A 26,652-nucleotide genomic window follows, 5' to 3' on the forward strand; every position below is an offset into this window, starting at 1 on the left:
GGGCGCTGCACGCTCCCCCGCTCCTCGCTCCGCGCCTCCCCGAATGCGGCGTGCGTACACTAATGTGAACGTACACATTCGACTTTCGGCGTGGAGGCCCTGATGCCCGGAGAAGCGCGGGCCAAGCCCGCGAGCATCCGCGACGTGGCGCGCCTCGCATCGGTCTCCTATCAGACCGTCTCGCGCGTGCTCAACGATCACCCGAGCATCCGCGAAGACACGCGGCAGCGCGTGCTCGACGCCATCCGCGCCCTCGACTACCGACCCAACCAGGCGGCGCGCGCCCTCGCCTCCGCCCGCCCCAGCGTGCTCGGGATCCTCTCGACGACAGTGGGCGAGTACGGCACCACGTCGGCGATCGTCGCGATCGAGCAGGTGGCCCGCGAGCGGGGCTTCTCGATCAGCACGCTCAACCTCGCAGCCGCATCACCCGAGGCGATCGGCGAGGCCGTGCGGCAGTTCGAGCACGAGCAGGTCGCCGGCATCATCGTGCTCGCGCCGCAGGTGCGCGTCTTCAACGTGATCGGCGGGCTGGGTCTGCGCGTGCCGATCGCGACGCTCCACACCGGGGCGGGCGGCGCGGCGGAGACCATCGCCTCCGATCAGCGGGCGGGCGCGCGCATCGCCGTCGAGCACCTCGTGTCGCTCGGGCACCGCGACATCCTGCACCTCGCCGGCCCTCAGGACTGGATCGAGGCCGAGTCGCGGATGCACGGGTACCTCGACGCGATGTTCGAGGCCGACCTCTCCACGCTGCCGCCGATCCGCGGGGACTGGACCGCCGATTTCGGGCACTTCGCCGGGCGCGAGCTCGCGGGTCGACGCGACTTCACGGCGATCTTCGCGGCGAACGACCTGATGGCGATCGGGCTGATGCACGGGTTCCGCGATGCCGGGGTGCGCGTGCCCGACGACGTGTGCGTCATCGGCTTCGACGACATCCCGGTCGCGGCGCACGTGTGGCCGACCCTGTCGACGGTGCGCATGGACTTCGCGGAGCTGGGCACGCGCGCGATCATGCACCTGCTCGCCGCCATCGCCGGAGAGCCCGCCCCGCAGTTCGCCCCGGTCAGTCCGCAGCTGATAGTGCGGCAATCGACAAACGCCGCCGCAACGCGCCGGTAACGATTCTGTAATCAGCCCACAACGCCTTGACACGCGGGCGCCCCGTGTTCCACGATGTGAACGGTCACACGAGTGACGACATGGATGACAGCGAGGTCAATCAAGTGGAACGAGCGACGCACCGGCCCGACGAGGCTCCCGTGCTGCAGATGCGCGACATCACCAAGATCTTCCCCGGAGTGAAGGCGCTCTCCGACGTCTCGCTCACCGTGCGCCCGGCGACGATCCACGCGATCTGCGGCGAGAACGGCGCCGGCAAGTCGACGCTCATGAAGGTGCTCTCCGGCGTCTACCCCCACGGCACGTACACCGGCGACATCATCGTCGAGGGCCGCGAGATGCGCTTCCGCGACATCCGCGCGAGCGAAGAGGCCGGCATCGTCATCATCCACCAGGAGCTCGCGCTGATCCCCGAGCTGTCGATCACCGAGAACATCTTCCTCGGCAACGAGCTGCGCCGCGGCGCCGCCATCGACTGGCGCACCGCGCGCTCGCGCACCGTCGAGCTGCTCGACCGGGTCGGGCTGCGCGAAGACCCCGATACGCCGATCAAAGCGCTCGGCGTCGGCAAGCAGCAGCTCATCGAGATCGCGAAGGCGCTCAACAAGAACGTGCGCCTCCTCATCCTCGACGAGCCCACGGCGGCGCTCAACGACACCGATTCCGAGCACCTGCTCGGCCTGATCCGGGGCCTCCGCGACCGCGGCATCGCCTCCATCATCATCAGCCACAAGCTCAACGAGATCGAGCAGATCGCCGACGACATCACGATCATCCGCGACGGCCGGGTCGTGGAGACCCTCGACGTGCAGCAGGGCGGCATCAACGAGGACCGCATCATCCACGGCATGGTCGGCCGCTCGCTCGAGCACCGCTACCCCGACCGCACTCCGAACCCCGGCGAGGTCTTCTTCGAGGTGCGCGACTGGGTGGTGCAGCACCCCACCGTGCCCGAGCGGTACGTGGTGAAGGGGTCGAGCCTGAACGTGCGCCGCGGCGAAGTCGTGGGCATCGCCGGCCTCATGGGCGCCGGGCGCACGGAGCTCGCGATGAGCGTCTTCGGCCGCTCCTACGGCCGATTCATCTCGGGAACGCTCATGAAGGACGGCGCCGAGATCGAGGTGCCCGACGTGCCCGCCGCGATCCGGCACGGAATCGCCTACGTGAGCGAGGATCGCAAATCGCTCGGGCTCAACCTCCTCGACTCGATCAAGCGCTCCATCGTCTCGGCGAAGCTCTCGAAGATCACCCACCGCGGCATGGTCGACGCGCGCGAGGAGCGCACCGTCGCGGAGCGGTACCGCACCTCGCTGCGCATCAAGACGCCCGACGTCAACAACGGCGTCTCCAGCCTCTCGGGCGGCAACCAGCAGAAGGTCGTGCTGGCGAAGTGGATGTTCACCGACCCCGACCTGCTGATCCTCGACGAGCCCACCCGCGGCATCGACGTCGGCGCGAAGTACGAGATCTACTCGATCATCAACGAGCTCGCGAACGCCGGCAAGGGCGTCGTGGTGATCTCGAGCGAACTCCCCGAACTGCTCGGCATCTGCGATCGCATCTACACGGTGTTCGAGGGCCGCATCACCGATTGCATCCCGGCCGACCGGGCCACCCCCGAGACGCTCATGCGCAGCATGACGTCGCTGAACGAGAAGGCGCACGCATGACCTCGACCGACACGAAGACCACGGAGCGGCACGGCTTCCGGTTCTCAGACATCCGCGGAATGTTCGGCGGCGGGCAGTCCACGGCCCGCCAGTTCGGCATCCTCGGCAGCCTGATCGCCATCATCCTGATCTTCCAGATCTTCTCCGACGGGCTGACCCTGTCGCCCGGCAACGTGATCAACGTGATGCAGCAGTACTCCTACATCCTGATCCTCGCGATCGGCATGGTGATGGTGATCATCATGGGGCACATCGACCTGTCGGTCGGATCCGTTGCGGCGTTCGTCGGCATCGTCGTCGCGAAGTCGATGTCGGAGTGGAACCTCCCCTGGTGGGGCGCCATCCTGCTCGGTCTCGGCCTCGGCGCGCTCGTCGGAGCGTGGCAGGGGCTCTGGGTGGCCTACGTCGGGGTTCCCGCCTTCATCGTGACGCTCGCGGGCATGCTCTTCTTCCGCGGCGCGAATCAGTGGATCGGCGACTCCATCTCCGTTCCCGTGCCCCGCGAGTTCGTGACCATCGGGGCGGGCTACCTGCCCGAGATCGCCGGGATCCCGATCCCCTACAACGTGCCCACCCTCATTCTCGGCGTGCTGGCCGCGGCATGGCTCGTGTTCTTCGAGTGGCGCACCCGCCGGCAGCAGAAGAAGATGGGGTCGGAGCGCGCTCCCCTCTGGGTGAGCGTCGTCAAGGTGGTGCTCCTCTGCGCGGTGATCCTCGGCGCCGCACTGCTCTTCGGCAGCGGCCGCCCCGGCACCAGCTTCCCCGTCTCCGGCATCATCCTGCTGGCGCTCGTGATCCTCTACTCGTTCGTCACGAACCACACCGTGTTCGGCCGCCACATCTACGCCGTCGGCGGCAACCGTCAGGCTGCGAAGCTCTCGGGGGTGAAGGATCGCCGAGTCGACTTCTTCGTCATGATGAACATGTCGGTGCTCGCCGCCGTGGCGGGCATGATCTTCGTCGCCCGCTCGCAGGCCTCGGGCCCGCAGGACGGCAACGGCTGGGAGCTCGACGCGATCGCGGCGGTGTTCATCGGAGGCGCCGCCGTCTCGGGCGGCATCGGAACGGTGATCGGCTCGATCATCGGCGGGCTCGTGATGGCGTTCCTCAACAACGGCATGCAGCTGCTCAGCTTCGGCGCCGACACGGTGCAGATGGTGAAGGGCGCCGTGCTGCTCGTCGCCGTCGGCATCGACGCCTACAACAAGCAGCAGGGCCGCCCCTCCGTGCTCGGCTTCCTCACGAAGCGGCGGAGGCCCGCGGGCGAGTTCGCCGGCATCGACACGACCCCCATCGGCGCCCGCGCCATGGAGGCGCCCCCCGCCGCGCCGCCCGCGCCCAGCCCGCGCAGCACCACCACCCAGACTCCTCCCGCCGCAGACGACAGCGCGACGAAGGAACCCGGCTCTCGCTGACGAGAGTTCGACGATCAGAGAAAGTGAAAGCAACCATGAAGCACAGACTCCTCCTCTCCACGGGCGCGCTGCTCGCCGCAGCAGCCCTGGCGCTCACCGGGTGCTCCTCGGAGCGCGGCGGCGACTCCGGCGGCTCGGGCGGCTCCGACTCGGGCGCCGCATCGACCGGGTTCGAAGAGGGCGCCACCATCGGCGTCGCACTCCCCGATAAGACGAGCGAGAACTGGGTGCTCGCCGGCAAGCTGTTCACCGACGGGCTCGAAGAGGCCGGCTACAAGGCCGACGTGCAGTACGCGCCGGCGTCGAACACGGTCGCCGAGCAGCAGAACCAGATCCAAGCCATGGTGACCGGCGGCGCGAAGGTCATCGTCATCGGCGCGAAGGACGGCAAGCAGCTCGCCACCCAGGTGCAGGCCGCGAAGGATGCGGGCGCCACCGTCATCGCCTACGACCGCCTCATCGAGAACACCGACGCCCTCGACTACTACGTGGCGTTCGACAACTTCAAGGTGGGCCAGCTGCAGGGCCAGGCGCTGCTCGACGGTCTCGAGGAGCGCACCGACCACGACGCGCCCTACAACATCGAGCTGTTCTCGGGATCGACCGACGACGCGAACTCGGCCGTCTTCTTCAACGGTGCGATGGACGTGCTGCAGCCGAAGATCGACGACGGCACCCTCGTCGTCGCCTCGGGCCAGACCGACATCCAGCAGACCGCCACCGCCGGGTGGAAGGCCGAGAACGCGCAGAGCCGCATGGATACGATCCTCACCTCCGCCTACAGCGACACGGAGCTCGACGGCGTGCTCTCGCCGAACGACACCCTGGCGCGCGCCGTGCTGACGTCGGTCGAGCAGGCCGGCAAGCCGCTGCCCGTGGTGACCGGCCAGGACTCCGAGGTCGAGTCGGTGCGCTCCATCATGGAGGGCAAGCAGTACTCGACGATCAACAAGGACACGGCGCTGCTCGTCGAGCAGACCATCACCATGATCGGCCAGCTGCAGCAGGGCGAAGAGGTCGACGTGAACGACACCGACCAGTACGACAACGGCTCGAAGGTGGTGCCGGCGTACCTCCTCGATCCGGTGATCGTCACGCAGGAGAACGCGGCCGACGCGTACCAGAACGTGCCGAACCTGCTGGAGATCGTCGAAGAGTACCGCTGAGGCTCGTGAGTTCGACGCACTGAGCTGCGCCGGGGCGCGGCGGGATCCCTCCTCCGCTCCCCGGCGCAGCGCCGTTTGGAAAGGCTGCACATGACCGACCATCGCACCGCCGGCGCCGACGAGCGCTTCGCCATCGACTCCCCCGCGCACCGCGCCTGGCTCGAGCAGCAGACCGACCGGCTGCTCGCCTTCTCGGAGCCCGCACTCGACCCGAGCGGCGGGTTCAGCTGGCTCGACGACGCGGGTGCACCGGTACCCTCCGCGGGCTCGCAGCTCTGGATCGCCGGCCGGTACACCTACTGCGCGGTGCTCGGGCACCTGCTCGGGGCGCCGGGCCAGGCCGAGCGGGTGGAGCACGGGCTCGCCTTCCTCCGCTCCGGCGCGCTGCGCGACCCCGTGCACGGCGGCTGGTTCGTCACGGCCGGCGCCGCCGACGACGCCGCGAACTCCGACGCCAAGGAGAGCTACGGGCACGCGTTCGTGCTGCTCGCCGCAGCCTCGGCGAAACTGGCCGGTTTCGATGCGGACGATCTCTACACCGATGCCTTCGCCGTGCTCGAGCGCTGGTGGGAGGCCGACGCGTCGATGTACGCGGACACGTGGAGTCGCGACTTCACCGTGCTCGACCCGTATCGCGGGGCGAACCCGAACATGCACCTCGTCGAGGCCGGGCTGCTCGCGTACGAGGCCGACGGCGACCGGCGCCACGTCGAGCGGTCGACCGCCATCGCGCGGCGACTGATCGGCGACGTCACCGCGAACAACGCGTGGCGCCTGCCCGAGCACTACCGCGAGGACTGGACCCCCGACCCCGAGTACGGCGCCGACTCCCCCGACAGCCACTTCCGCCCGTACGGGGCGACCGTGGGGCACTGGCTCGAATGGGCGCGCCTGCTCGTCGCCCTCGAGACCGCGCAGCGCGACGCCACGGGCACGGCCGACGCCTGGCTGATCGACGCGGCGCGCAGCCTCTTCAACCGCGCCGTCGCCGACGCGTGGGACGAGCGCCGCGGGGGCTTCGCCTTCAGCACCGACTGGACTGGACGGGTGCTGAACGACCACCGCTTCCACTGGGTCATCGCCGAGGCCATCGGCACCGCCGCCGTGCTCTTCCGCGCAACGGGCGACGCGGCGTACGCCGAATGGTACGCCCGCTTCTGGGCGTACGCCGCGAGCCGACACATCGAGGCCGACGGCAGCTGGATCCACGAGCTCGACGCCGACGGGGCCCCCGCGAACGGCACGTGGAGCGGCAAGCCCGACCTGTACCACGCGCTGCAGGCGACGCTCTTCGCGCGCCTGCCCGCGACGCGCAGCCTGACGCACGGCCTGCGATCCGGCGCCCTCGCCTCGCCCTGACCGCGACCCGCGCCCCTCACTCGACGACTCGGGGCCGGCACCGGGGGCGTGCCACGGACGTGGCGCCTCCGATGCCGGCCCCGATTCAGTGCGCGCGGGTGACGGCGGGCGAGCCGTCAGCCCGCGATCTCCACGAGCACCTTGACCTGCTCGGGGTCGTTCGACGCGTCGAACGCCTGCTGCGCCTCGTCGAGGGAGAAGACGCCCGTGATGAGCTCGTCGAGGGGCAGACGGCGCTCACGCAGCAGCCCGATCGCCACCTCCACGTCCGTGCGCACGTACATGAGATTGCCGAGCAGCGAGATCTCCCGATCCTGGATCAGCTCGAGGTCGACCGTGGTCGGCCCCGCGGGCACGCCCACGGTCATCACCGTGCCGCCCTTCTCCAGCAGTTCGATCGCGAGGCGCACCGTCGACTCGCGCGACACGCAGTCGAACACCACGTCGGCCTTGCCGCCGAGCTCGCGCAGCGCGGCCTCCGCGGCATCGGGGGCGCTCGAATCGAAGCTGCCGGTGGCGCCGAGGCGCTCGGCGCGGGCGCGCTTCGACTCCAGCAGGTCGGCGACGACGACCGCCTCGGCCCCGGCGTGCAGCGCCGCGATGGTGACGAACAGCCCGATGGGGCCGGCGCCGAGCACCACGACGCGCGCGCCCGTGAGGTCCCCGGCGCGGCGCACCGCGTGCACGGGCGTCGCGAGGGGCTCGATGAGGGCGGCCTCGCGGTCGCTCAGATCGTCGGGCAGCGGGATGACACGGTCTGCGGCGATGGTGAAGCGATCCGTCATGCCGCCCGGGGTCTGGCACCCGAACACGTCGAGGGTCGCGCAGATGTTGTAGCGCCCGCGCCGGCAGGGGGTGCACTCGCCGCAGGCGAGGTTCGGCTCGACCACGACGCGCCGCCCGACCAGGTCGGCGGGAGCCCCGTCGCCCGCGGCCTCGACGACGCCGATGACCTCGTGCCCGGGCCAGAACGGCAGCGACATGAAGGGGTGACGGCCGTGCGCCGCGTGCACATCGGAGCCGCAGATGCCCACGATGGTGGAGCGCACGAGCACCTCGTTCGCGCCCGCGACCGGGGCGGGCACCTGCTCGACGCGGATGTCATCGGCCGCGTTGACGACGATGCGCCGCACCGCGTTCTGCACGTCGCTCATCAGACGGCCGTGTATCCGCCGTCGGCGACGAGCACCGAGCCCGTGATGAACGATGCGGCGTCGCTCGCGAGGAAGACGACGCTCGGCGCGATCTCCTCGGGCAGGGCGAACCGCTGCTGCGGGGCGTCCTCGATCCAGTAGCGCTGGAACTCGGGGTTGTCGACCGGGGCCATCTCCGTCTTCACGTAGCCCGGGGCCACGGCGTTCACGCGGATGTTCAGGGGCGCCCACTCGACCGCGAGCGACTTCGTGAGGTGGTGCACGGCCGCCTTCGACGCGTTGTAGGCCGGCTGCCACTGCGGGCGGTTGACGATCAGACCCGACATCGAGCCGATGTTCACCTGCGAGCCGCCCCCGATCTCGCGCATGTGCTCGCCGACGGCGACGCTCGCCTTCCAGAGCGCGCGCACGTTCAGATCCCACACGGCATCCCACTGCTCATCGGTGACGCTCCACGACTCTCCGTGGAAGCAGGTGCCGGCGTTGTTCACGAGGATGTCGATGCGGCCGAGGCCCGCCTTGGCCTCCTCGACCATGCGGGTGATCTGGGCGTCATCGGTGATGTCGGCGGTGATCGCGACGAACTCGAAGCCGCGCTCGGCGGCCTCCGCGACGACCTGCGCGTTGCGCTCGGCGCTGCGCCCGGCGATCGCGACGCGCGCGCCCGCCTCTGCGAGCCCGAAGGCGAACGCCTTGCCGAGCCCCTGGTTGCCGCCGGTGACGAGGGCGGTCTTGCCCTCGAGGCTGAACGAAGTCATGTGTCGTGTCCTTTTCGTAGGTGTGCGGGTGCGACGCGGGTCGCGTGACGTGCTGGCGGCTCAGCGAGCCGGGTAGACGACCGACTTGAGGCTGTCGGGGTCGGTGTCGCTCTCGAGCGCCTGCGCCACCTCGTCGAGGCCGAAGCGCCCCGTGACGAGCGAGTCGAGATCGACCTGCCCGTTCGCGACGAGCTGGATGGCGACGGGCCAGGTCTCGGTGTAGCGGAAGATGCCCGTGACGGTGATCTCGCGGTTCTGGATGTCTTCGACCGGAAGCGTCATCTCGGGGTTGCCGAGACCGACGAGCACCGCGGTGCCCGCGGGCCGCACGGCGCGGATGCCCGACTGCACGGCGGGGGCGGCCCCGCTCGCGTCGATGAACGCGTCGATCGGCACGTCGAGGTCCGCGGGGTTCTGGGTGCGCGGGTCGATGACGCGGGTGGCGCCGTACTGCAGCGCGCGCTCGCGGCGGGCCTCGACGAGGTCGGACACGATCACCTCGCCCGCGCCGAATGCGCGCGCGGTCTGGGCGGTGATGATGCCGATCGGGCCCGCGCCCGCGATGAGCACCGTGGAGCCGGGCACGATGCCCGCCTTGCGCACGGAGGTGATGGCGACGGAGAGGGGCTCGAGCAGTGCGGCGGCCTCATCGGTCACGGAGTCGGGCACGTCGTGCGCGAACGCCGACTGGATGGTCACGAACTCCGTGAACGCGCCGTCGATCGGCGGCGTGGCGTAGAACTCCATGTCGGGGCAGAGGTTGTACCTGCCGATGCGGCATTCGCGGCAGCGGCCGCAGGGGCGCTGCGGTTCGATGGCGACGCGGCGGCCGACGCGGGCGGGATCGACGCGCTCGCCGACCGCGACGATCACGCCGCCGACCTCGTGCCCGAGCACGAGCGGAGCGTCGACGACGAAGTCGCCGATGCGCCCCTCGCGGAAGTAGTGCACGTCGGAGCCGCAGACGCCCACGGCGCCGACGCGCACGAGCACCTCGTCGGCGGCGGGCTTCGGCACCGGGCGCTCCTCGATGGTGAGGTCGCGGGTGCCGAGGAGCACGCTGGCGCGCATCCGCTCGGGGATCTCTGGGTGGGTCATGGCTGTTCTCCTCGTACTGCTTCGGGGGGCTCGGGGTCGAGCAGGGCTCGGCCGACGACGACATGGTGGGCGCCGAGCGCGATGGCGCGGCGTGCGATGGCGGCGTCGACGCCGCCGTCGACGCCGACCTGCACGTTCGGGGCGAGGCGGGGGATGCGGTCGAGCAGCTCGGGGCGCGCGGCGTCGCGGGTGCCCGGCTCGATCAGCATGATGAGGGCGCCCGTCGCGTCGGCGCGGAGCGGAGCGGGATCGTCACCGGGTGCGAGCACCGTCCACACCTCGCCGCCGGCGGCGCGGAACGCCTCGGTCAGCGCCGCGTCCGACGCGATGTCGACGGGCAGAGCCGCGCGCTGGGCGCCGATCGCGGCGGCGACCTCGAGCACCGCGGCGATCTCGGCTCGCAGGCGCGACGCGAACTCCGGGCCCGCGCCGTGCTGCGCTCCGGTGAGCACGATGAGGTGCACCTCGAGCAGGGAATCGGGGTGGCGGGCGCCGCAGGCCCGCAGCTCGGCGATCGTAATGCCGCGGTGCGCGGGCTCGCCGTGCGCGTCGCGGTCGAGGATGACGTCGAGGTGCATCGGCAGTCCGGCGTCCGCGAAGCGGTCGGCGGCCGCCTCCCGCTCGCCCTGCGGCGCGGCGTACAGGCTCCCGTACACGGCTCCCTCCGGCAGCTCCCCGATCCACCCGGCGTTCGGCAGCGCGCGCACCGCGTCGCGGGCTGCGAGCTGCGGGGCCGTCACGCGCGGCTCCGGTCGAGTGAGTCGACCGCGGCGACCTCGGCGTAGCGCGCGAAGCGATCCGAGGAGACGCGCCCCGGCTCGGCGGCGACGCGGCGCTCCGGCTTCCAGCGCTCGGCCAGCTCCATGATCGGCGTGCCGCCGAGCACGGCCGCGGCCTGCACGGCGGCACCGCGCGCCACCGCCTCGGGGGCGTCGACGAGGTGCACCGGCTTGCCGAGCGCGTCGGCGAGGATCTGGCGCGTCGCCGCGGAGCGCGCGGCTCCGCCGATGGCGATCACTTCGCCGTCGGTGCGCACCCCGCACCGCTCGAAGTGCGCGAGCCCCGCGACGAGCCCGAAGACGACGCCCTCGTAGGCGGCGCGGGCCAGCTGCTCGCGGGTGGTCTCGGTCGTGAGGTCGGCGAGCAGCCCGGTGGCGAGCGGACGGTTGGGGGTGCGCTCCCCGTCGAGGAAGGCCGCGAGCACCGGGCCCTCCTGCCCTGCCTGCAGGGCGAGCGCCGAGAGCTCGTCGTGATTCGTGCCCATGAGCCGGGCGAACGTGTCGATGACCTTGGCGCCGTTGAGCGTGCACACGAGCGGCAGGAAGCCCCCGGTGAGGTTCGCGACGCCGTTCACGAACCCTCGCGGGTCGCGCACCGGCTCGGGGGTGGTCGAGAAGACCACGCCCGAGGTGCCGAACGCGAACACCGCGTCCCCCTCCGCGATGCCGAGCCCGAGGGCGGAGGCGTGCTGGTCGCCGCCGCCGGCGGAGACGAGCACCGGCTCGGAGAGGCCGAGCTCGGTCATGGCGACCGCCGTGGTCGTGCCGGCGACGCCGTCGGGCGCGAGCACCTCCGGCAGCATCGCAGCCCAGTCGCGGGTGTCGTCGATGAGCGCGAGGTGGTCGATCAGGTAGCGGTTCGCCGAGGGGTCGAAGTACCCGGTGCCCGACGCCTCCGAGCGGTCGGTCGCGAACGCGCCGGTGAGTCGGTACGTGAGGTAGTCGTGCGGCAGCAGGATCGTGGCGAGCCGAGCGAAGTTCTCGGGCTCGTGCGCGGCGAACCACGCGACCTTGCTCAGGGTGAACGCCGCCGTGGGCAGCGACCCGGTGGCGGCGATGAGCTGCTCCGGGCCGATGCGTTCGACGAGCGCACGGAGCTCGGCGTCGGTGGTGGTGTCGTTCCAGAGCTTCGCGTCGCGGATGACGGCGCCCGACGCATCGAGCGGTACCATGCCGTGGCACTGGCCGGCGACCGAGATCGCGCGCACGCTGACCGGCCCGGCCTGCGCGAGCGCGCTGCGGAACGCGCCCACGAACGCGTCCCACCAGGCCTGCGGGTTCTGCTCGCTGCGGGGCGGCGCGACCGGCGGGTGGGCGGCGGAGGCCCCCGCGATCCGGCGCCCGTCCTCGAGCGCGAAGAACTCGACTTTGCACGACTGCGTCGAGGTGTCGACGCCGCAGACGACGGGGATCATGCGGCGCCTCCTCGCGTGGGCACGGCCACGGTGTCGGGCAGGTCGCGCTGCTGCCCCACGATGCCGGCCGGGTGGATCTGCACGACCTCCTCCCAGCTGAAGCCGCGCAGGCCCATGAGCGTGAGGGTGAGGGCGTCGCCCCAGGCGCCGGCGACGAGGGTACTGCCGAGCGCGATGAGGCCGCCCGCGTCGGCCTCAACCGGGTCGGTCGTGAGGTGCACCACGCGCGATGCCGCCGCCGCGAACGGGGAGTCGGGGCGCTCGGTGACTGCGACCACCTCGGAGCCGCGCTCGACGAGGCGCTCGGCGAGCTGCGTCAGCTCGGCGGACTGGCCGCCCTTGGAGAACGCGATGACGAGGTCGTCGGGGGTCACCGCGCCCATGCCGCCGTGCAGGGCGTCCTGCGACGGGAGGTAGAAGGCGGGGGTGCCCGAGACCGAGAGCAGGTGGGCGAGGCGCTCGGCCATGATGCCGGAGGTGCCGGCGCCCGTGGTCACGATCTTGCCCGTGCAGCGCTGCACGGCGGCGACGACCTCGGCGAAGCCGTCGTCGATCTGCTCCGCGAGATTGGCGAGTGCCTGCGATTCCCGGAGGATCGCCTCGCGCGCGTGCTGCACGAGGTCAGCGGCGGTTGCGCTCATATGATTGACCTTATCTCTCATTTGTTGCATTTATTCTACTGCTTCGCGCGGTGCGAAGCGACCTCCGGAACCCGCCGATGCGGTCTCCGGACGGAGCCGGCGCGGGCCCCCGCCCGACCGGTGTGAGAGGATGACCCATCGAGAGGAGCCGCCCATGGAACCCGGTCCGAACCGACTGGTCGAGATGGCGCACGTCGCCCGAGAGCACTTCATCAACGACGTGCCCATGGTCGAGCTGGCCTCGCGCACCGGCATGTCCCGCTTCCGCGTCGCCCGCCTCATCGCCGAGGCCCGCGACCTCGGCGTGCTGCGCATCACCGTCGGCGCCCCCCAGTCGCTCGGCCGCGACGACGTCGCCGAGCTGCGGCGCCGATACGGGCTCCGCGACATCCGCTGCGTCACCATGCCCGACGGCGACTCCGACCCCCGCAGTCTCCGCAGCGCACTCGGCCGTGCGGCCGCCGAGTACCTCCAGTCGCACGTGCGCCCCGGCGAAGTGCTCGGCTTCGCGAGCGGGCGCACCCTCGCGGCCATCCCCGACCACCTGCGCGAACTGCCCCGCTGCGACGTGGTGCAGCTGACCGGGCTCGCGGGCCCGCCCGGGCAGACGGCCGGCGATCTCGTGCGCACCGTGAGCGCCATCTCGGGCGGCGAACCGGCGTCGCTGTACGTTCCGCTCGTCGCCTCCGACGCCGAGGCCGCCGCCATGCTGCGCCGCCAGCCCGGCGTCGCCGAGACCCTCGCGCGCATGGGCGAGGTGACCCGGGCCGTGCTCGCCGTGGGCAGCTGGAACCCGGTCGTCTCGCAGCTCGCCGAGTCGATTGCGGAGGACGCAGCGGGCGGGCTCATCGCGACGGGGGTGCGCGCCGACGTGGCCGCATCGCTCTTCGACGCGACCGGCGGCCGCATCTCGGCGCTGGATGCTCGCACCATCGCGATCCCCTTCGATCAGCTGCGCGCCGTTCCCGAGATCATGGTCGTGGCGGGCGGCGCCGAGAAGCACGCGGCCCTCCGAGCGGTGCTGCGCGCCGGCTTCGTCACCACGCTCATCACCGATCGCGACTCGGCGCAGTCGCTGCTCGCCGACCCCCGCTGACGCGAAACGGCGGCGATCCCCTCCCCTGCCCGGGAGAGGATCGCCGCCGCCGCATCGTCGATTACTCCTGGCCGGGAAGGCCCTCGTACGCGATGTCGCCGGTCTTCAGGTTCTCGGCGATCAGCGCGCTGAGGCCGTCGAGGAAGGCCGGGCGGTCGGTGACGACGTGCTCGAGCGCGTCGTCCACGTTCTCCTGCGTGATGGGGGGCATCGTGTAGACGAGGTTGTTGTCGACGTCCTCGTCGCGGGCGATCGCCGCGGCCACGGCCACGCCGGTCGCGAGCTGCACGGTGCCGTTCTGCAGCGAGGTGCCGATGAAGTCACCGCTCTTGACGGCGTTCAGGCCGTCCTCGATGCCGTCGATGCCGACGACCGGCACGTCGTCCATGCCCGCCTCGCGGAGCGCCTGCTTGGCGCCGAGGCCCATGTCGTCGTTCTGCGAGATGACGCCGTCGATGTCGTCGCCGAATGCCGAGATCCAGTTTTTCATCTTGTTGACGGCCTCGTCGCGGCTCCAGTTCGCCGTGTCCTTGGCGAGCACCTTGACGTCGGGGTTCTCCTCGAGCACCTGGTCGATGCCGGCGCCGCGGTTGATCTCGCCCGAGCCGCCGAGGGGGCCCTGCAGGATGACGACGTTGCCCTTGCCGCCGAGCTCGTCCATCATCATCTGCGCTTCCTGAGCGCCCGCCGCGACGTCGTCGGGCTGCACGCTGCCCGCGACCTCGTCGTTGTTCAGCGTCGCGTTGACGTCGAGGAAGGGGATGCCCGCCTCGCTCGCAGCGGTCACCTGGGGCTGCAGGGTGTCGGCCTGCACGGGGACGACCATGATGGCGTCGACGCCGGCCTGGATGAACTGATCGACCTGCGTGGCCTGCGTCGAGACGTCCATCTTCGCGACGTTCCACAGGATCTCGATGTTGTTCTCTTCGGCGTAGCGGTCGATGCCCTCCTTGCCCTCGGTGATGAAGGAGGACATGTCGTAGACGCTGACGCCCACGGTGACGCGCTCCTTGCCGCTCTCGTCGGCACCCTGCTGCGCTGCAGGATCGCCCGCACCGCAAGCCGCGAGCGACAGCGCTGCCGCGCCGGCCACGGCGACCGCGAATCCGCGGCTCATTCGGGAGGTGAACTTCATTGGGTACTCCATTTCATCGGTGAATCGGGGGGTTCGGGAGGGCGCGCCGCCCCGGTCGGGGCGGCTGCCGTCAAGATCGTCGTCGTTTGCTGGCCCAGACGTCGACGGCGACCGCCGCGACGATGAGCACGCCCTTGATCACGTCCTGCCAGTAGGCGGGCACGGTCAAGATGTCGAGACCGTTGTTGAGGGTCTGGATGAGCAGCAGGCCGAGCGCCGTGCCCCAGACCGTGCCGCGACCGCCCATGAGGCTCGCACCGCCGATGACGACGGCCGCGATGGCGTCGAGCTCGTACCCCTGACCGAGGTTCGGGGAGCCGCTGATCACGCGCGAGGAGAGCATGATGCCCGAGAGCCCGGCGAGCGCACCGCTGATCGCGTACACGCTGTAGAGCACCCGACCCGTCTTCACGCCGGCGATCTGCGCGGCGAGCGGGTTGCCGCCCACCGCGTAGACCCGCAGGCCGTAGCTGGTGCGGCGCATCATCAGCCCGAAGCCGACGATCATGATGATCATGAGGATCACGGGGATGGTGAGCCCGAATACGCGGGTGTTCGCGAACTGGCCGTACTCGGTCGGCAGGCCGTTGATCGGGGCGCCGTCGCCGAGCACGAAGGCGAGACCGCTGGCGAGGGTGAGCATGCCGAGCGTCGCGATGAACGGCGGCACCTTCATCACGGCGACGACGAAGCCGTTGATCGACCCCGCGGCGAAGCCCACCGCGACGGCGACGATCGGCGCGAGCCAGATCTGATCCGGCAGCTCCTTCGCGGCGACGGCCGCCGCCATGGCGCTCAGCGCGATGACGCTGCCGACCGACAGGTCGATGCCGCCGGTCAGGATGACGAGCGTCTGCCCGAGCGCGATCAGGGCGAAGGGCGCCGCTGCGACGAGGATCGTCGTCACGTTGTCGACTGTGCCGAAGCGGGCGCTCCGGTACAGGAAGAACGCGATGATGAGCAGCATCACGATGACCATCGCGTAGCGGATGGCCAGCTCGCGGAACCACGGGCCGGAGAAGCGGCGGAGGTCGCCGCTCTCGGACACCGTCCGCATCACTTCGGTCTGCGTCGGATTCGACATGTCATGCGTCCTTTCGAGGAGCGTCTGCTGGTTCAGCGGCGGCCGTGCCCGCCCCCGAGACTTCGAGTCCGCTGGCGAGGCGGAAGATGCGGTCCTGCACCTCGGCGCCGGAGAGCTCGGCTGCGGAGAGCTCTCCCGCCACCGCTCCCTCGCGCAGCACGAGCGCGCGATGCGAGAGGCTCAGGATCTCGGGCATGTCGCTCGACGCCATGAGCACCGCCATGCCGCTCGCGGCGAGGTCGACGATGATGCGGTAGATCTCGCTGCGGGCCCCGACGTCGACGCCGCGGGTGGGCTCGTCGAGCAGCAGCACGTCGACGTCATCGGTGAGCCAGCGCGCGAGCACGACCTTCTGCTGGTTGCCGCCCGAGAGGGTCTCGAGCGACTGGTCGAGGTCGCGGCTGCGCAGACGCACCGAGTCCATGACCTCGCCGACGCGCGCGCGTCGGGCGCGCTGCTTGAGGAAGCCGGCGACGGAGAACTGGGAGAGGCCGGGCAGCGTGCCGTTGTCGAGCACCGACATCGGCAGCACCGCCCCCGCACCCTTGCGATCCTCGGGGACGAGCGCCATCTTCGCCGTGATCGCGGCGGCGGGTTCGCCCGGCTTCACGCGGCTGCCGCGCACGCGCACCTCGCCGCCCTCGGCCTTGCGCACGCCGAAGACGGTCTCCATGAGCTCGGTGCGGCCCGCGCCCACGAGGCCGGCCAGGCCGACGATCTCGCCGCGGCGCACCTGCAGCGAGATGGGCTCGCTCGCGCCCGGCACCTGCAGCGCGTCGAGCTCGAGCACGACGTCGGCGGCGGGCACCCCGCGCTCCGGGAAGAGGTCTTCGAGCTCGCGGCCGATCATCGCGGTGACGATGTCGTCGTCGGTGAGCTGCGCGAGCGCCCGATCCTCGACGAGCTCGCCGTCGCGGAGCACGATGACGCGATCGGCGATGGCGCGGATCTCCTCCATCTTGTGCGTCGTGAACAGCAGCGCGACGCCGCGGTCGCGCAGCAGGCCCATCACCTCGAGCAGACGGCCGACCTCGCGCTCCGAGATCGCGCTCGAGGGCTCGTCGAGGAGGATGACGCTGGCGCCGGTGTTCGTCGCCTTGACGATCTCGATGATCTGCCGGATGCCGACGGGGAGGTCGCCCATGCGCTTGCGGGGATCGGTCTCGAGGCCGAAGACGGCGAGCTGCTCCCGGGCCTGCTCGATCATCGCCCCGCGGCGGAGCCCGAGCGGGCCGCGCAGTTCGCGGCCGATGAAGAGGTTCTCGTAGACGCTGAGCTCGAGGATCGACGCCAGCTCCTGCGGCACGATGGCGACGCCGAGCCGGTGGGCGGCCTGCGCGTTGCCGGCCGGGAGGGGCGTGCCCTGCACCTCGACGCTGCCGCCGTCGGGCCGGTACTGGCCCGACGCGATCTTCATCAGCGTCGACTTCCCGGCGCCGTTCTCGCCCGCGAGCGCCGTGATGGTACCGGCCTCGAGTCTGAGCGAGATGCCGCGCAGCACCGGAATTCCACCGAATCCCTTGACGATATTCGTGCACTCGAGCAGCGTTCCGGTCGCCGGCGCGTGCTGCGCTGAATCGCGCACGTCGGCCTGCTGGTTACTCATGTTGCATTCACCCCTCTCCACGGCGAGCGGAGGTTCCTCGTCGTCCCGGCATGTGGGCGCTTCGATCGAGGCCCGTATAGGTTTTTACCACGACTTGTAACATCTGAGAAACACGCCCGCACATTTGAGCGATGCTACAGTCTGTCTGTCGCACTGTGCCAATCCGATGGAGGAGCCCCATGAGCGAAGCCGAACGCCGCATGGCCCTCGTCGCCACCCGACACTACCTCGACGGTCTCTCGCGCATCGAAATCGCAGATGAACTCGGCATTTCGAGGTTCGCCGTCGCCCGCCTGCTCGAGCAGGCCAGAGAGCGCGGCATCGTACGCTTCGAGATCGCCTCCCCCGACGACCTCGACCTCGCCCTCTCCGCTCAGTTGCGCGAGGCCTTCCGACTTCGACACGCAATTGTTGTACACGCGCCCAGCGGGGCGGAGGACACGCTGAAGCAGCGCCTCGGCGCCGCGGCCGCCCGCCTCGTCGAAGAGGTGATGACGCCGGGCGAGGTACTCGGCCTCGCGGCCGGCCGCACCCTGCGGCAGATGGTCATGGCGTTCGACGCGCTGCCCCCGGTCGACGTCGTGCAGCTCGAAGGGGTCGCCGCGGGCCTGCAGGAGAGCGGCGTGGAACTCGTGCGCCACGCCGCCCGCGTGTCCGGCGGCGTGCCCCACGCGCTGCTCGCACCCCTGCTCACCCGCAGCGACGAGACGGCCGCGCTGCTGCGCGACGAGCCCGCCGCCCGCGAGACGTTCTCCCGCTTCGCGGAGGTGACCACCGCGGTCGTCGGCATCGGCAGCTGGAACCCCGAGGACTCGCAGGTGTCGATGCTCGCCGGGCAGCTCGGGATCCGCGAATCCCTGCTCGACGCGGGCGTGCGCGCCGACCTCGGCGCCGTGCTGCTCGACATCGACGGCGCCGTGGTCGAGAATGCTGTGGGGCGGAGCGTCGGCATCGACGCCGCCAGACTCCGCGGCGTTCCGCACGTGCTCGCCGTCGCCGGCGGGCCGCTCAAGTTCGTCGCGGTGCGCGCCGCACTGCGCAGCGGGCTCATCCACTCGCTCGCGTGCGACGCGGGCACCGCCCAGGCGCTGCTCGCCGACGCCTCCCGCACCGACCCGCACCGAAGGAGCGATACATGAAGTTCGAAGATCTGCAGGGGCGCGCAGCCGTCGTGACCGGCGGCGGGCGGGGCCTCGGCCTCTCGCTCGCCGAGGCCCTCGCCGGCCAGGGCGTCGACGTCGCGCTGCTCGACGTGCTGCCCGACGTGGAGGCCACCGCCGAGCGGCTCGCCGAACGCTTCGGCGTGCGGGCGATCGGCATCCCCACCGACGTCACCGACCCCGAGCAGATCTCGGCAGCGTTCGACCGGATCGACGCCGCACTCGGCACCCCGCGCGTGCTGCTCACCGCAGCCGGCATCACGCTGCTCGAGGCCGCGGTCGACATCGACCCCGTGCAGTGGCGCCGCCTCCAGGCGATCAACGTCGACGGCACCTTCTTCGTGGCCCAGGAGTTCGCGCGGCGGCTGCTCGCCGCGCAGCTCGGCGGATCCGCGATCCTCGTCTCGTCGATGTCGGCGAAGATCATCAACGTGCCCCAGCAGCAGACCGCGTACAACACTTCGAAGGCCGCCGTCGACCACCTCACCCGGTCGCTCGCCGTCGAGTGGGCGGGCGCCGGCATCCGGGTCAACGCCATCGCCCCCGGCTACTTCCTCTCCGACATGACCAAGCAGTTCACCGAGAGCAACCCCGAGCTCGCCGCCGAGTGGACCTCGCGCATCCCGCTCGGGCGCATGGGCGACCCCGCCGACCTGCACGGCCTCGTGGCCTTCCTCGCCTCCGACGCCTCCGCCTACCTCACCGCCCAGTCGATCGTCATCGACGGCGGGTACACGGCGCTGTGAAGCACGCACGGAGCGCGGCGCCGCGAGCCCTGGTCTTCGGGGAGGCCCTCGTCGATGTGATCGACGGCACCGCGTTCCCCGGCGGCTCGCCGCTCAACGTCGCGGTCGGGCTCAGCCGCCTCGGCGTCGACACGACCCTCGCCGCGCGGTTCGGCGACGACGCGCACGGCGACCGCATCGCGCAGCACCTCGCCGCTTCGTCGGTCGCGTTCGCCAAGCCCGTCGCCGGGGCCGAGACGTCGCGGGCCGAGGTCTCGCTCGATGCGACGGGGCAGGCCCGGTACCGCTTCGTGCTCGACTCCGAGCTGCCGCGCATGCCGCTCGACGGCATCGACCTGGTGCACGCCGGCTCGCTCGGGGCCGTGCTCGCCCCCGGCGCCGCAGCCGTGGCCGACGCCTTCGACGATCCCGGCGCCCGCCTGCGCAGCTACGACCCGAACATCCGGCCCGATCTCATGCAGGATCACGGCGCGACGCTCGACCGGGTCGAGCGCCTCGCCGCCCGCAGTCACATCGTGAAGCTGAGCGACGAGGACGCCGCCTGGCTCTACCCCGAGACGGACCCCGACGACGTACTGGCGCGCCTGCTCGCCCTCGGCGCTCCGCTCGCCGTCGTGACTCGCGGCGGCGCGGGCTGCAGCGCGCGCTTCGGCGGCGAGCGCCTCGACGTGCCCGCCGAACGCGTGACCGTCGTCGACACGGTCGGCGCCGGGGACTCGTTCATGGCGGCGCTGCTCGCCGCGGTGCTCGACGGGCCGCTCGGCGACGCCCTGCTCGACGGGCGCCCGCTCGATGCGGCGCACGTCGAGGGCGCGCTGCGCTTCGCGGTGCGGGCCGCCGCCGTCACGGCTTCTCGGGCCGGCGCGAATCCGCCGTGGACGCGCGAGCTCGCCGGGGGTGCCTGAGCTCGGCGGTGCGCGCCGGGCTCGGCGGTGCGCGGCGGTGCCTGTCGCGCCGTCGGCAGGTCTCGCTGGGTGGCGGCTCCATTTCCAGCCACTTCATAGCAAACAATCAGAGACTGGGATCATGAACACTCAGCCAAAAGGACCCAGGATTCTCATCGTCGATGACGAGCCCAGCATCCGCGAGCTGCTCAGCACGAGTCTGCGCTTCGCCGGGTTCGGCGTTCGCGCGGTCGGCAACGGCGCGCAGACCATCTCGGCGGTGCTCGAGGAGGAGCCCGATCTCATCGTGCTCGACGTCATGCTGCCCGACATGAACGGTTTCAGCGTCACGAAGCGGCTGCGCTCAGCCGGGTACACGGCCCCGATCATCTTCCTCACGGCGAAGGACGACACGGAGGACAAGGTCGAGGGCCTCACCGTCGGCGGCGACGACTACGTGACGAAGCCGTTCAGCCTCGACGAGATCATCGCCCGCATCAAGGCGGTGCTGCGGCGCACCATCCAGGAGGACGAGGACTCGGTGCTCAGCGTCGGCCCGATCACGATGGATCAGGACACGCACGAGGTGACCGTGCAGGGGGCCTCGGTCGAGCTCTCCCCCACGGAGTTCAAGCTGCTGCGCTATCTCATGCAGAACGCGAACCGGGTGCTCTCGAAGGCCCAGATCCTCGATCACGTCTGGGAGTACGACTTCAACGGCGACGCCGGCATCGTGGAGTCGTACATCTCGTACCTGCGGCGCAAGCTCGATCCGCTGACCGAGGAGTCGCTGATCCAGACGAAGCGCGGCTTCGGCTACATGCTGAAGACCGAAGTCAAGTAGCGTGGCTCGGCCCAACTGGTCGGAGCGTTGGGCCGACGTCTCGCTGCGGGCGAAGATCACGGGCGTCACGGTCTTCATCCTCTTCCTCGGGCTCATCGTGGCGGGCGTCGGCACGCTCGCGGTGCTGCAGCCGATGCTGACGTCGAATCAGACTCAGGCGCTCGAGCGGCTGCGCGAGAACCCGACCCCGGCGCTGCGCCCCTACGCCAACTTCAACGGGCTCACCCCTGAAGACATCACGCAGGCGCCGAGCGGGTACTACGTGGCGCTGCTCGACGCCGATGGCAATGTGATCCGCGACAACACGCGAGATCAGGATCGGAAGACGCTGCCCGCAGTGACGGGCATCACCCTCGACTCGGTGATGTCGGAGTACCAGTCGGCGCTCATCGGGCTGCGTTCCGCTGATGGCGTGAAGTGGAACGCGATCGTCAAGCCGATCTATCAGGAGGGGCAGGCGGCCGGCACGCTGCTCATCGCCTCCTCGACCGCTCCGGTGACGCAGACGGTCGCGCAGTACATCATCATCTTCACCGGGTTCGGCATCGCGGTGATCCTGCTCGGGGCCGCGCTCACCCGCCTGCTCGTCACGGCCACGTTCCTGCCGCTGGCGGAGGTCGAGCGCACCGCGCTCGAGATCGCGCGCGGCGACTACTCGAAGCGCATCATGATCTCGAGCCCGCATACCGAGGTCGGGCACCTCGGCCAGTCGCTCAACATCATGCTCGATCGGCTCGATGGCTCGCTCGAGGACCAATCGCGCACGATCGAGCGGATGCGGCGCTTCATCGGCGACGCCAGCCACGAGCTGCGCACTCCCCTGGTGTCGGTGCGCGGCTACGCGGAGCTGTACCGCATGGGGGCGCTGCAGGAGGAGGAGAACGTCGCCCAGGCGATGGAGCGCATCGAGAAGGAGGCGATCCGCATGACCTCGCTCGTCGAGGATCTGCTCGCGCTCGCACGTCTCGACGAGCGCCGCCCGCTGGCGCTCGCCGCACTCCCCCTGAATCAGCTCGCCACCGACGCCGCGCTCGATGCGCGGGCGCAGGCCCCGGATCGTGAGGTGACCGTCGTCACCGATCCGGCGGAGCCGACGGTGATCGGCGACGAGCACAAGGTGCGGCAGCTCATGACGAACCTGCTGGGCAACGCCATGCGGCACACCCCTGATGGCGGGCCGATCGAGCTCGTCGTGTCGCACCCGACCCCCGAGCCCGGCGCGAAGCCGTTCGCGCGCTTCGAGATCGTCGACCACGGGGAGGGCGTGCCCGAGCAGATCCGCGACAAGATCTTCGGCCGCTTCTGGCGCGCGGACACCTCCCGCAACCGCGAGACCGGCGGCTCGGGGCTCGGCCTCGCGATCGTCAAGTCGATCGTCGACGCGCACGGCGGGTCGGTGAGCGTGCACGAGACGCCGGGCGGGGGCGCCACGTTCCGCGTGGACCTGCCGAGTGCGGAGGCCTCGGACGACACGGTCCCGGTCCCCCGCCTCCCCTGAGCCGCTGCCGCGCGCTGGGGCCGCGCTCCGGCAGTGGATCCTGTCGCGAGCGGAGCTTCGTGCCCGCAATGCACCCGCTCGACGCAGGATCCACTGCACGGCCGTCATGCGCGGCCGCCCGGGCCTCCCGCGAGCTGCGCCTGCGCGACGGCCATCATCACGAGCCGCTGCACCTCCGGCCAGTCCTCGAAGACCTGTCGATACGAGACTCGAATGCAGAAGTACCCGTCGAGGGCTTCGATCGCGTCGTTGAGATTGTCGCGATCGCGTTGTCGCCCGGTGTGCGTCGCGCCGTCGACTTCCAGAATCACGCATCGTTCGATGAGGAAGTCGACTGGGCGCCCCCTGACGATCGCCTGTGGAACGTCGTGCAGGCGCAGCCGCCGCAGTCGCTGCAGCACATACGTCTCCACTCCTGACCCGGAGTGCGGACTGCATCGCTCCAGGAGTCGCCGTGCGGCTCCCCGGAAGGGGAGCCGGGCGAGCGCAGGGCGGGAGACGAGCCCGCTGTGCAGTGCGGACTCCCAGATCGCGAGAGCCTCATCCGGCGGCTGACAGGTGGCGACGTAATTGAGCGCGTTCTCGATCGAGTCGATGATCGCGAACGGCTCGCGTCGGACGACGGCCCCGCCCCAGTGCACCCGATGCGGCCCGCGGGGCGCGTGCTGCTTCGGCGACCGCGTCGCGAGGTGGAGCCCGCCGGAACGACGCACCCACAGGTCACGTCTGCGCGCGAGCGTCACACACGTCACCACCATGCCGCGCTGCGCGGCGAGCACGAGCTCCCGATCCGCATCCGGCAGCGCGATCCAGCCGCGCGCCGGCCGCATGACCGCTCCCGCTGCGCAGGCGGAGGCGATGGCGTGCGCAGAATACCCGCGCTGCATGAGATCGGTCGATCGCAGCAGACCGCCCGCCCGATGAAGTTCTGCTCGCATGCTCATAGCTCCATCGTGGTCGCTGAGAGCAGCGATCTCCCCTGCGAGAAGCCCATCTGTGAACAACGCAACGGACCGACCGGCGGTCGAGGTCTGTGAGCGGATCTTGCGGCACCACTGCCCACCGATCCTCCCCACGCACCGCGATCCTCGCATCGCGGCCGCACCTCTTCGCGCTCATGCAGTGGATCCGGCCCGATGCAGGGCCTGAGGAGGAAATGCATCCGCTGGCAGCCGGATCTCCTGCATGAAGCGCACGCGAGCGCCGCCCGCTGAGCAGACCCCCCGCAGAGCACCCGCGCGGCAACAGGCGCCCGAAAACGCGAACAGGGGCCGCGCCCGAAGGCGCGACCCCTGCAAGCAGCGGGACTTAGAAGTCCATGCCACCGGTCGGGTCGCCGGCGGGAGCGGCGGAAGCCGGCTCCGGCTTGTCGGCGACGACGGCCTCGGTGGTGAGGAAGAGACCTGCGATCGACGCGGCGTTCTGCAGCGCCGAGCGGGTGACCTTCGCCGGGTCGAGGATGCCCTGCGCGACGAGGTCGCCGTACTCGCCGGTCGCGGCGTTCAGACCGTGGCCGATCGGGAGGTTCGCGACGCGGTCCGCGACGACGCCGGGCTCGAGGCCCGCGTTGAGCGCGATCTGGCGCAGCGGAGCCTCGATCGCGGTCTGCACGATCTTCGCGCCGACGGCCTCGTCGCCCGAGAGCTCGAGCGCGTCGAAGACGTCCTTGCCGGCCTGGATGAGGGCGACGCCGCCACCGGGCAGCACGCCCTCGTCGACGGCGGCCTTCGCGTTGCGCACGGCGTCTTCGATGCGGTGCTTGCGCTCCTTCAGCTCGACCTCGGTCGCAGCGCCGGCCTTGATGACGGCGACGCCGCCGGCGAGCTTCGCGAGGCGCTCCTGCAGCTTCTCGCGATCGTAGTCGCTGTCGGTGTTCTCGATCTCGCGGCGGATCTGCGTGACGCGGCCCTGGATGGCCTCGTCGTCGCCGCCGCCCTGCACGATGGTCGTCTCATCCTTGGTGATGATGACCTTGCGCGCCGTGCCGAGCATGTCGAGCGTCGCGTTCTCGAGCTTGAGGCCGACCTCCTCGGAGATGACCTGGCCGCCGGTGAGGATCGCGATGTCCTGCAGCATGGCCTTGCGGCGATCGCCGAAGCCCGGAGCCTTGACGGCTGCCGACTTGAAGATGCCGCGGATCTTGTTGAGCACGAGGGTAGCGAGCGCTTCGCCCTCGACGTCCTCCGCGAGGATGAGGAGCTGCTTGCCCGACTGGATCACCGGATCGACGACGGGGAGCAGGTCCTTGATGTTCGAGACCTTGCTGTTGACGATGAGGATGTAGGGATCCTCGAAGACCGCCTCCTGGCGATCGGTGTCGGTGACGAAGTACGCCGACAGGTAGCCCTTGTCGAAGCGCATGCCCTCGGTCAGCTCGAGCTCGGTGCCGAAGGTGTTCGACTCCTCGACGGTGACGACGCCCTCCTTGCCGACCTTGTCGATGGCCTCGGCGATCAGCTGACCGATCTGCTCGTCGGCCGCCGAGATGGACGCGGTCGCGGCGATCTGGTCGGTGGTCTCGATCTCCTGGGCGTTGTCGAGAAGCTTCGCCGAGACAGCTGCGACGGCCTTCTCGATGCCCTTCTTGATCGCGATGGGGTCGCTGCCGGCCGACACGTTGCGGAGGCCCTCGCGCACGAGCGCCTGGGCGAGCACGGTGGCGGTGGTGGTGCCGTCGCCTGCGACGTCGTCGGTCTTCTTCGCGACCTCCTTGACGAGCTCGGCGCCGATCTTCTCGTACGGATCGTCGAGTTCGATCTCCTTGGCGATGGAGACGCCGTCGTTGGTGATGGTGGGGGCGCCCCACTTCTTCTCCAGCACGACGTTGCGGCCGCGCGGCCCGAGCGTCACCTTGACGGCGTCGGCGAGCGTGTTCAGGCCCCGCTCGAGCCCGCGACGCGCTTCCTCGTCAAACGCAATGATCTTTGCCATGTATTTCGCCCCTCCGGAGGTGTTCGATGTGGTGAGCACCGTGCCGACGCGTGACGCCCCCGCACGGATGGTTAGCACTCAGTCGGATCGACTGCTAAGTCTCATTTTGGCACTCTGCCACGTCGAGTGCAAGCGTGTCTGCTCGCGCGCAGCGAACACGCGGGGAACGGGCGGTGACGGGTTCGTGCGCGCCCCGTCACCCGGAGACGGAGCCGCCCACCGCGGGGTCGGTCGGAGCGCCGGTTGCGGGGTCGATGGGGAATCCGGTTGCGGGATCGATGTCCCAGCCGGTCGCGGGATCGATGTCGAGGCCGGTCTCCGGGTTGATCTCGAGACCCGTGTCGGGGTTCGTCTCCCGCGCCGGGGCCTCCTCGCCGTCGGCCTCCGCGTCGGCGTCGGCGTCGGCGTCGGTCGCATTGTCGGCGCTGCCCTCGGTCATCTGCGCCGCCTCCTCGAGCCCCGGGCCCGAGTAGTCCGCCCCGAGCAGCACGACGAGACGCACGTCGTACTCCGCGTACTCGTCGGAGGTGTAGGTCGACACGCCGCCGAGCTTCTCGGCGAGGCCGGCCGCCGCCGCCTCGTCGTCGGGGTTCGAGTAGAAGACCGCCGAGATGTCGACGTCGGTGGTCGCCGCGCTTCCCGAGAACTGGATCTTGCCCCACTCCTCGCTGGTCACGATCTGGTCGAGCGCGGCGGCGAGGTTCTCGGTGGGCGTTCCGTTGAGGATCGCGATGGTCGCCTCGGGGTCGAGCTCGGCTGTCACGCTCGGCTGCGCCGATCCCGAGGAGGTGCCCGACGACGTGAGCGGCAGCTTGCCCGATCCGCCGGTGTTCTGCACCACGAGGATGCCGATGGTCGTGAGCACCGCGAACCCGAGGAGGCCGGCGATGAGGTACTGCCAGATGTAGCGGGGGCGCGCGGTGACGCGGTGGGCGCCGACGCGGCCGGACTGCTGCAGGCGATCGAAGCGATCCTCCGGGTACGACTGCCGGGCAGCGGAGTGCTTGACCTCGTCGTCAGTCGGTCGCGTCACGCGGTGCCCCTTCAGATGTCGCTGGTATCGAGCCGAACTCGCGCACTGCGAGATA

At 70.5% G+C, this 26,652-nt stretch carries 23 protein-coding genes; 11 read left to right on the forward strand and 12 right to left on the reverse strand.

Annotated features, from left to right (window positions below):
- Positions 1-102: 102 nt before the first annotated feature.
- The 5 genes from BLT44_RS00395 to BLT44_RS00415 all read left to right on the forward strand — a co-directional run bounded on the left by BLT44_RS00395 (position 103) and on the right by BLT44_RS00415 (position 6,735).
- The gene (locus BLT44_RS00395) at positions 103-1,125 is read left to right on the forward strand and encodes a LacI family DNA-binding transcriptional regulator (RefSeq protein WP_010156177.1); all 1,023 of its coding nucleotides are present in this window, start codon (positions 103-105) and stop codon (positions 1,123-1,125) included.
- 80 nt (positions 1,126-1,205) lie between these two features.
- On the forward strand, positions 1,206-2,795 hold the full coding sequence (gene mmsA / locus BLT44_RS00400; RefSeq protein WP_010156176.1) for a multiple monosaccharide ABC transporter ATP-binding protein: 1,590 nt from the start codon (positions 1,206-1,208) through the stop codon (positions 2,793-2,795).
- On the forward strand, positions 2,792-4,210 hold the full coding sequence (gene mmsB, locus BLT44_RS00405; protein ID WP_010156175.1) for a multiple monosaccharide ABC transporter permease: 1,419 nt from the start codon (positions 2,792-2,794) through the stop codon (positions 4,208-4,210). The genes mmsA and mmsB overlap by 4 nt, the downstream gene beginning before the upstream one ends.
- 35 nt (positions 4,211-4,245) lie before the next feature.
- Positions 4,246-5,376 carry a substrate-binding domain-containing protein gene (locus tag BLT44_RS00410; protein WP_010156174.1) on the forward strand — a complete coding sequence of 377 codons (1,131 nt, stop codon included), beginning with the start codon at positions 4,246-4,248 and terminating at the stop codon, positions 5,374-5,376.
- Between the two features lie 90 nt (positions 5,377-5,466).
- On the forward strand, positions 5,467-6,735 hold the full coding sequence (locus tag BLT44_RS00415) for an AGE family epimerase/isomerase (RefSeq protein ID WP_010156172.1): 1,269 nt from the start codon (positions 5,467-5,469) through the stop codon (positions 6,733-6,735).
- A gap of 116 nt (positions 6,736-6,851) precedes the next feature.
- On the opposite strand, the gene BLT44_RS00420 is transcribed toward BLT44_RS00415, so the two are convergent.
- From BLT44_RS00420 to BLT44_RS00445, 6 genes are read right to left on the reverse strand one after another with little or no spacing between them, the layout of a single operon-like run.
- Positions 6,852-7,889 carry a zinc-dependent alcohol dehydrogenase gene (locus tag BLT44_RS00420; protein WP_010156171.1) on the reverse strand — a complete coding sequence of 346 codons (1,038 nt, stop codon included), beginning with the start codon at positions 7,887-7,889 and terminating at the stop codon, positions 6,852-6,854.
- Positions 7,889-8,647, reverse strand: coding sequence for an SDR family NAD(P)-dependent oxidoreductase (locus BLT44_RS00425; RefSeq protein ID WP_010156170.1), 759 nt, complete (start codon positions 8,645-8,647; stop codon positions 7,889-7,891). Before BLT44_RS00425 ends, BLT44_RS00420 begins: the two co-directional genes overlap by 1 nt.
- Before the next feature lie 60 nt (positions 8,648-8,707).
- Positions 8,708-9,745 (reverse strand): NAD(P)-dependent alcohol dehydrogenase, encoded by a 1,038-nt coding sequence (locus BLT44_RS00430; RefSeq protein ID WP_010156169.1) that lies wholly within the window; start codon positions 9,743-9,745, stop codon positions 8,708-8,710.
- The gene (locus tag BLT44_RS00435) at positions 9,742-10,485 is read right to left on the reverse strand and encodes a beta/alpha barrel domain-containing protein (protein ID WP_010156168.1); all 744 of its coding nucleotides are present in this window, start codon (positions 10,483-10,485) and stop codon (positions 9,742-9,744) included. Before BLT44_RS00435 ends, BLT44_RS00430 begins: the two co-directional genes overlap by 4 nt.
- Positions 10,482-11,939, reverse strand: coding sequence for a xylulokinase (xylB, locus tag BLT44_RS00440; protein ID WP_074689801.1), 1,458 nt, complete (start codon positions 11,937-11,939; stop codon positions 10,482-10,484). The genes BLT44_RS00435 and xylB overlap by 4 nt, the downstream gene beginning before the upstream one ends.
- Positions 11,936-12,580: a KpsF/GutQ family sugar-phosphate isomerase gene (locus tag BLT44_RS00445; RefSeq protein ID WP_010156166.1), complete on the reverse strand. Its 645-nt coding sequence runs from the start codon at positions 12,578-12,580 to the stop codon at positions 11,936-11,938. The genes xylB and BLT44_RS00445 overlap by 4 nt, the downstream gene beginning before the upstream one ends.
- Positions 12,581-12,734: 154 nt before the next feature.
- Between BLT44_RS00445 and BLT44_RS00450 the strand changes: the two genes are divergently transcribed.
- Positions 12,735-13,676, forward strand: a complete 942-nt coding sequence (locus BLT44_RS00450; protein ID WP_010156165.1) for a sugar-binding transcriptional regulator — start codon at positions 12,735-12,737, stop codon at positions 13,674-13,676.
- A 61-nt stretch (positions 13,677-13,737) separates the two neighbouring features.
- Here BLT44_RS00450 and BLT44_RS00455 read toward each other — a convergent pair whose 3' ends face one another.
- The 3 genes from BLT44_RS00455 to BLT44_RS00465 all read right to left on the reverse strand — a co-directional run bounded on the left by BLT44_RS00455 (position 13,738) and on the right by BLT44_RS00465 (position 17,501).
- Positions 13,738-14,811 (reverse strand): substrate-binding domain-containing protein, encoded by a 1,074-nt coding sequence (locus tag BLT44_RS00455; protein WP_010156164.1) that lies wholly within the window; start codon positions 14,809-14,811, stop codon positions 13,738-13,740.
- 70 nt (positions 14,812-14,881) lie between these two features.
- Positions 14,882-15,895, reverse strand: a complete 1,014-nt coding sequence (locus BLT44_RS00460) for an ABC transporter permease (protein WP_010156162.1) — start codon at positions 15,893-15,895, stop codon at positions 14,882-14,884.
- Between the two features lies 1 nt (position 15,896).
- Positions 15,897-17,501, reverse strand: coding sequence for a sugar ABC transporter ATP-binding protein (locus tag BLT44_RS00465; protein ID WP_010156161.1), 1,605 nt, complete (start codon positions 17,499-17,501; stop codon positions 15,897-15,899).
- Between the two features lie 179 nt (positions 17,502-17,680).
- On the opposite strand from BLT44_RS00465, the gene BLT44_RS00470 reads away from it, so the two are divergent.
- The 5 genes from BLT44_RS00470 (at position 17,681) to BLT44_RS00490 (ending at position 22,633) form a co-directional block, all read left to right on the forward strand.
- Positions 17,681-18,640, forward strand: coding sequence for a sugar-binding transcriptional regulator (locus BLT44_RS00470; RefSeq protein ID WP_010156160.1), 960 nt, complete (start codon positions 17,681-17,683; stop codon positions 18,638-18,640).
- Positions 18,637-19,407 (forward strand): SDR family oxidoreductase, encoded by a 771-nt coding sequence (locus BLT44_RS00475; protein WP_010156159.1) that lies wholly within the window; start codon positions 18,637-18,639, stop codon positions 19,405-19,407. Before BLT44_RS00470 ends, BLT44_RS00475 begins: the two co-directional genes overlap by 4 nt.
- Positions 19,404-20,312 carry a carbohydrate kinase family protein gene (locus tag BLT44_RS00480; protein WP_083351953.1) on the forward strand — a complete coding sequence of 303 codons (909 nt, stop codon included), beginning with the start codon at positions 19,404-19,406 and terminating at the stop codon, positions 20,310-20,312. Before BLT44_RS00475 ends, BLT44_RS00480 begins: the two co-directional genes overlap by 4 nt.
- Before the next feature lie 121 nt (positions 20,313-20,433).
- Entirely contained in the window at positions 20,434-21,135 is a 702-nt protein-coding gene (locus tag BLT44_RS00485) for a response regulator transcription factor (protein ID WP_010156155.1), read from the forward strand.
- Position 21,136: 1 nt separating this feature from the next.
- Complete coding sequence (locus BLT44_RS00490; RefSeq protein ID WP_010156153.1) at positions 21,137-22,633, forward strand: sensor histidine kinase; 1,497 nt, start codon at positions 21,137-21,139, stop codon at positions 22,631-22,633.
- Positions 22,634-22,737: 104 nt separating this feature from the next.
- On the opposite strand, the gene BLT44_RS15805 is transcribed toward BLT44_RS00490, so the two are convergent.
- From BLT44_RS15805 to BLT44_RS00505, 3 genes are all read right to left on the reverse strand, one after another.
- Positions 22,738-23,577 (reverse strand): DUF559 domain-containing protein, encoded by an 840-nt coding sequence (locus BLT44_RS15805; protein ID WP_010156152.1) that lies wholly within the window; start codon positions 23,575-23,577, stop codon positions 22,738-22,740.
- 364 nt (positions 23,578-23,941) lie between these two features.
- Positions 23,942-25,564 carry a chaperonin GroEL gene (groL, locus tag BLT44_RS00500; protein ID WP_010156151.1) on the reverse strand — a complete coding sequence of 541 codons (1,623 nt, stop codon included), beginning with the start codon at positions 25,562-25,564 and terminating at the stop codon, positions 23,942-23,944.
- A gap of 196 nt (positions 25,565-25,760) precedes the next feature.
- Entirely contained in the window at positions 25,761-26,597 is an 837-nt protein-coding gene (locus BLT44_RS00505) for a LytR C-terminal domain-containing protein (protein WP_010156150.1), read from the reverse strand.
- Between the last annotated feature and the right edge of the window lie 55 nt (positions 26,598-26,652).

It is taken from the genome of Leucobacter chromiiresistens (assembly GCF_900102345.1).
Classification (GTDB): Bacteria; Actinomycetota; Actinomycetes; order Actinomycetales; family Microbacteriaceae; genus Leucobacter; species Leucobacter chromiiresistens.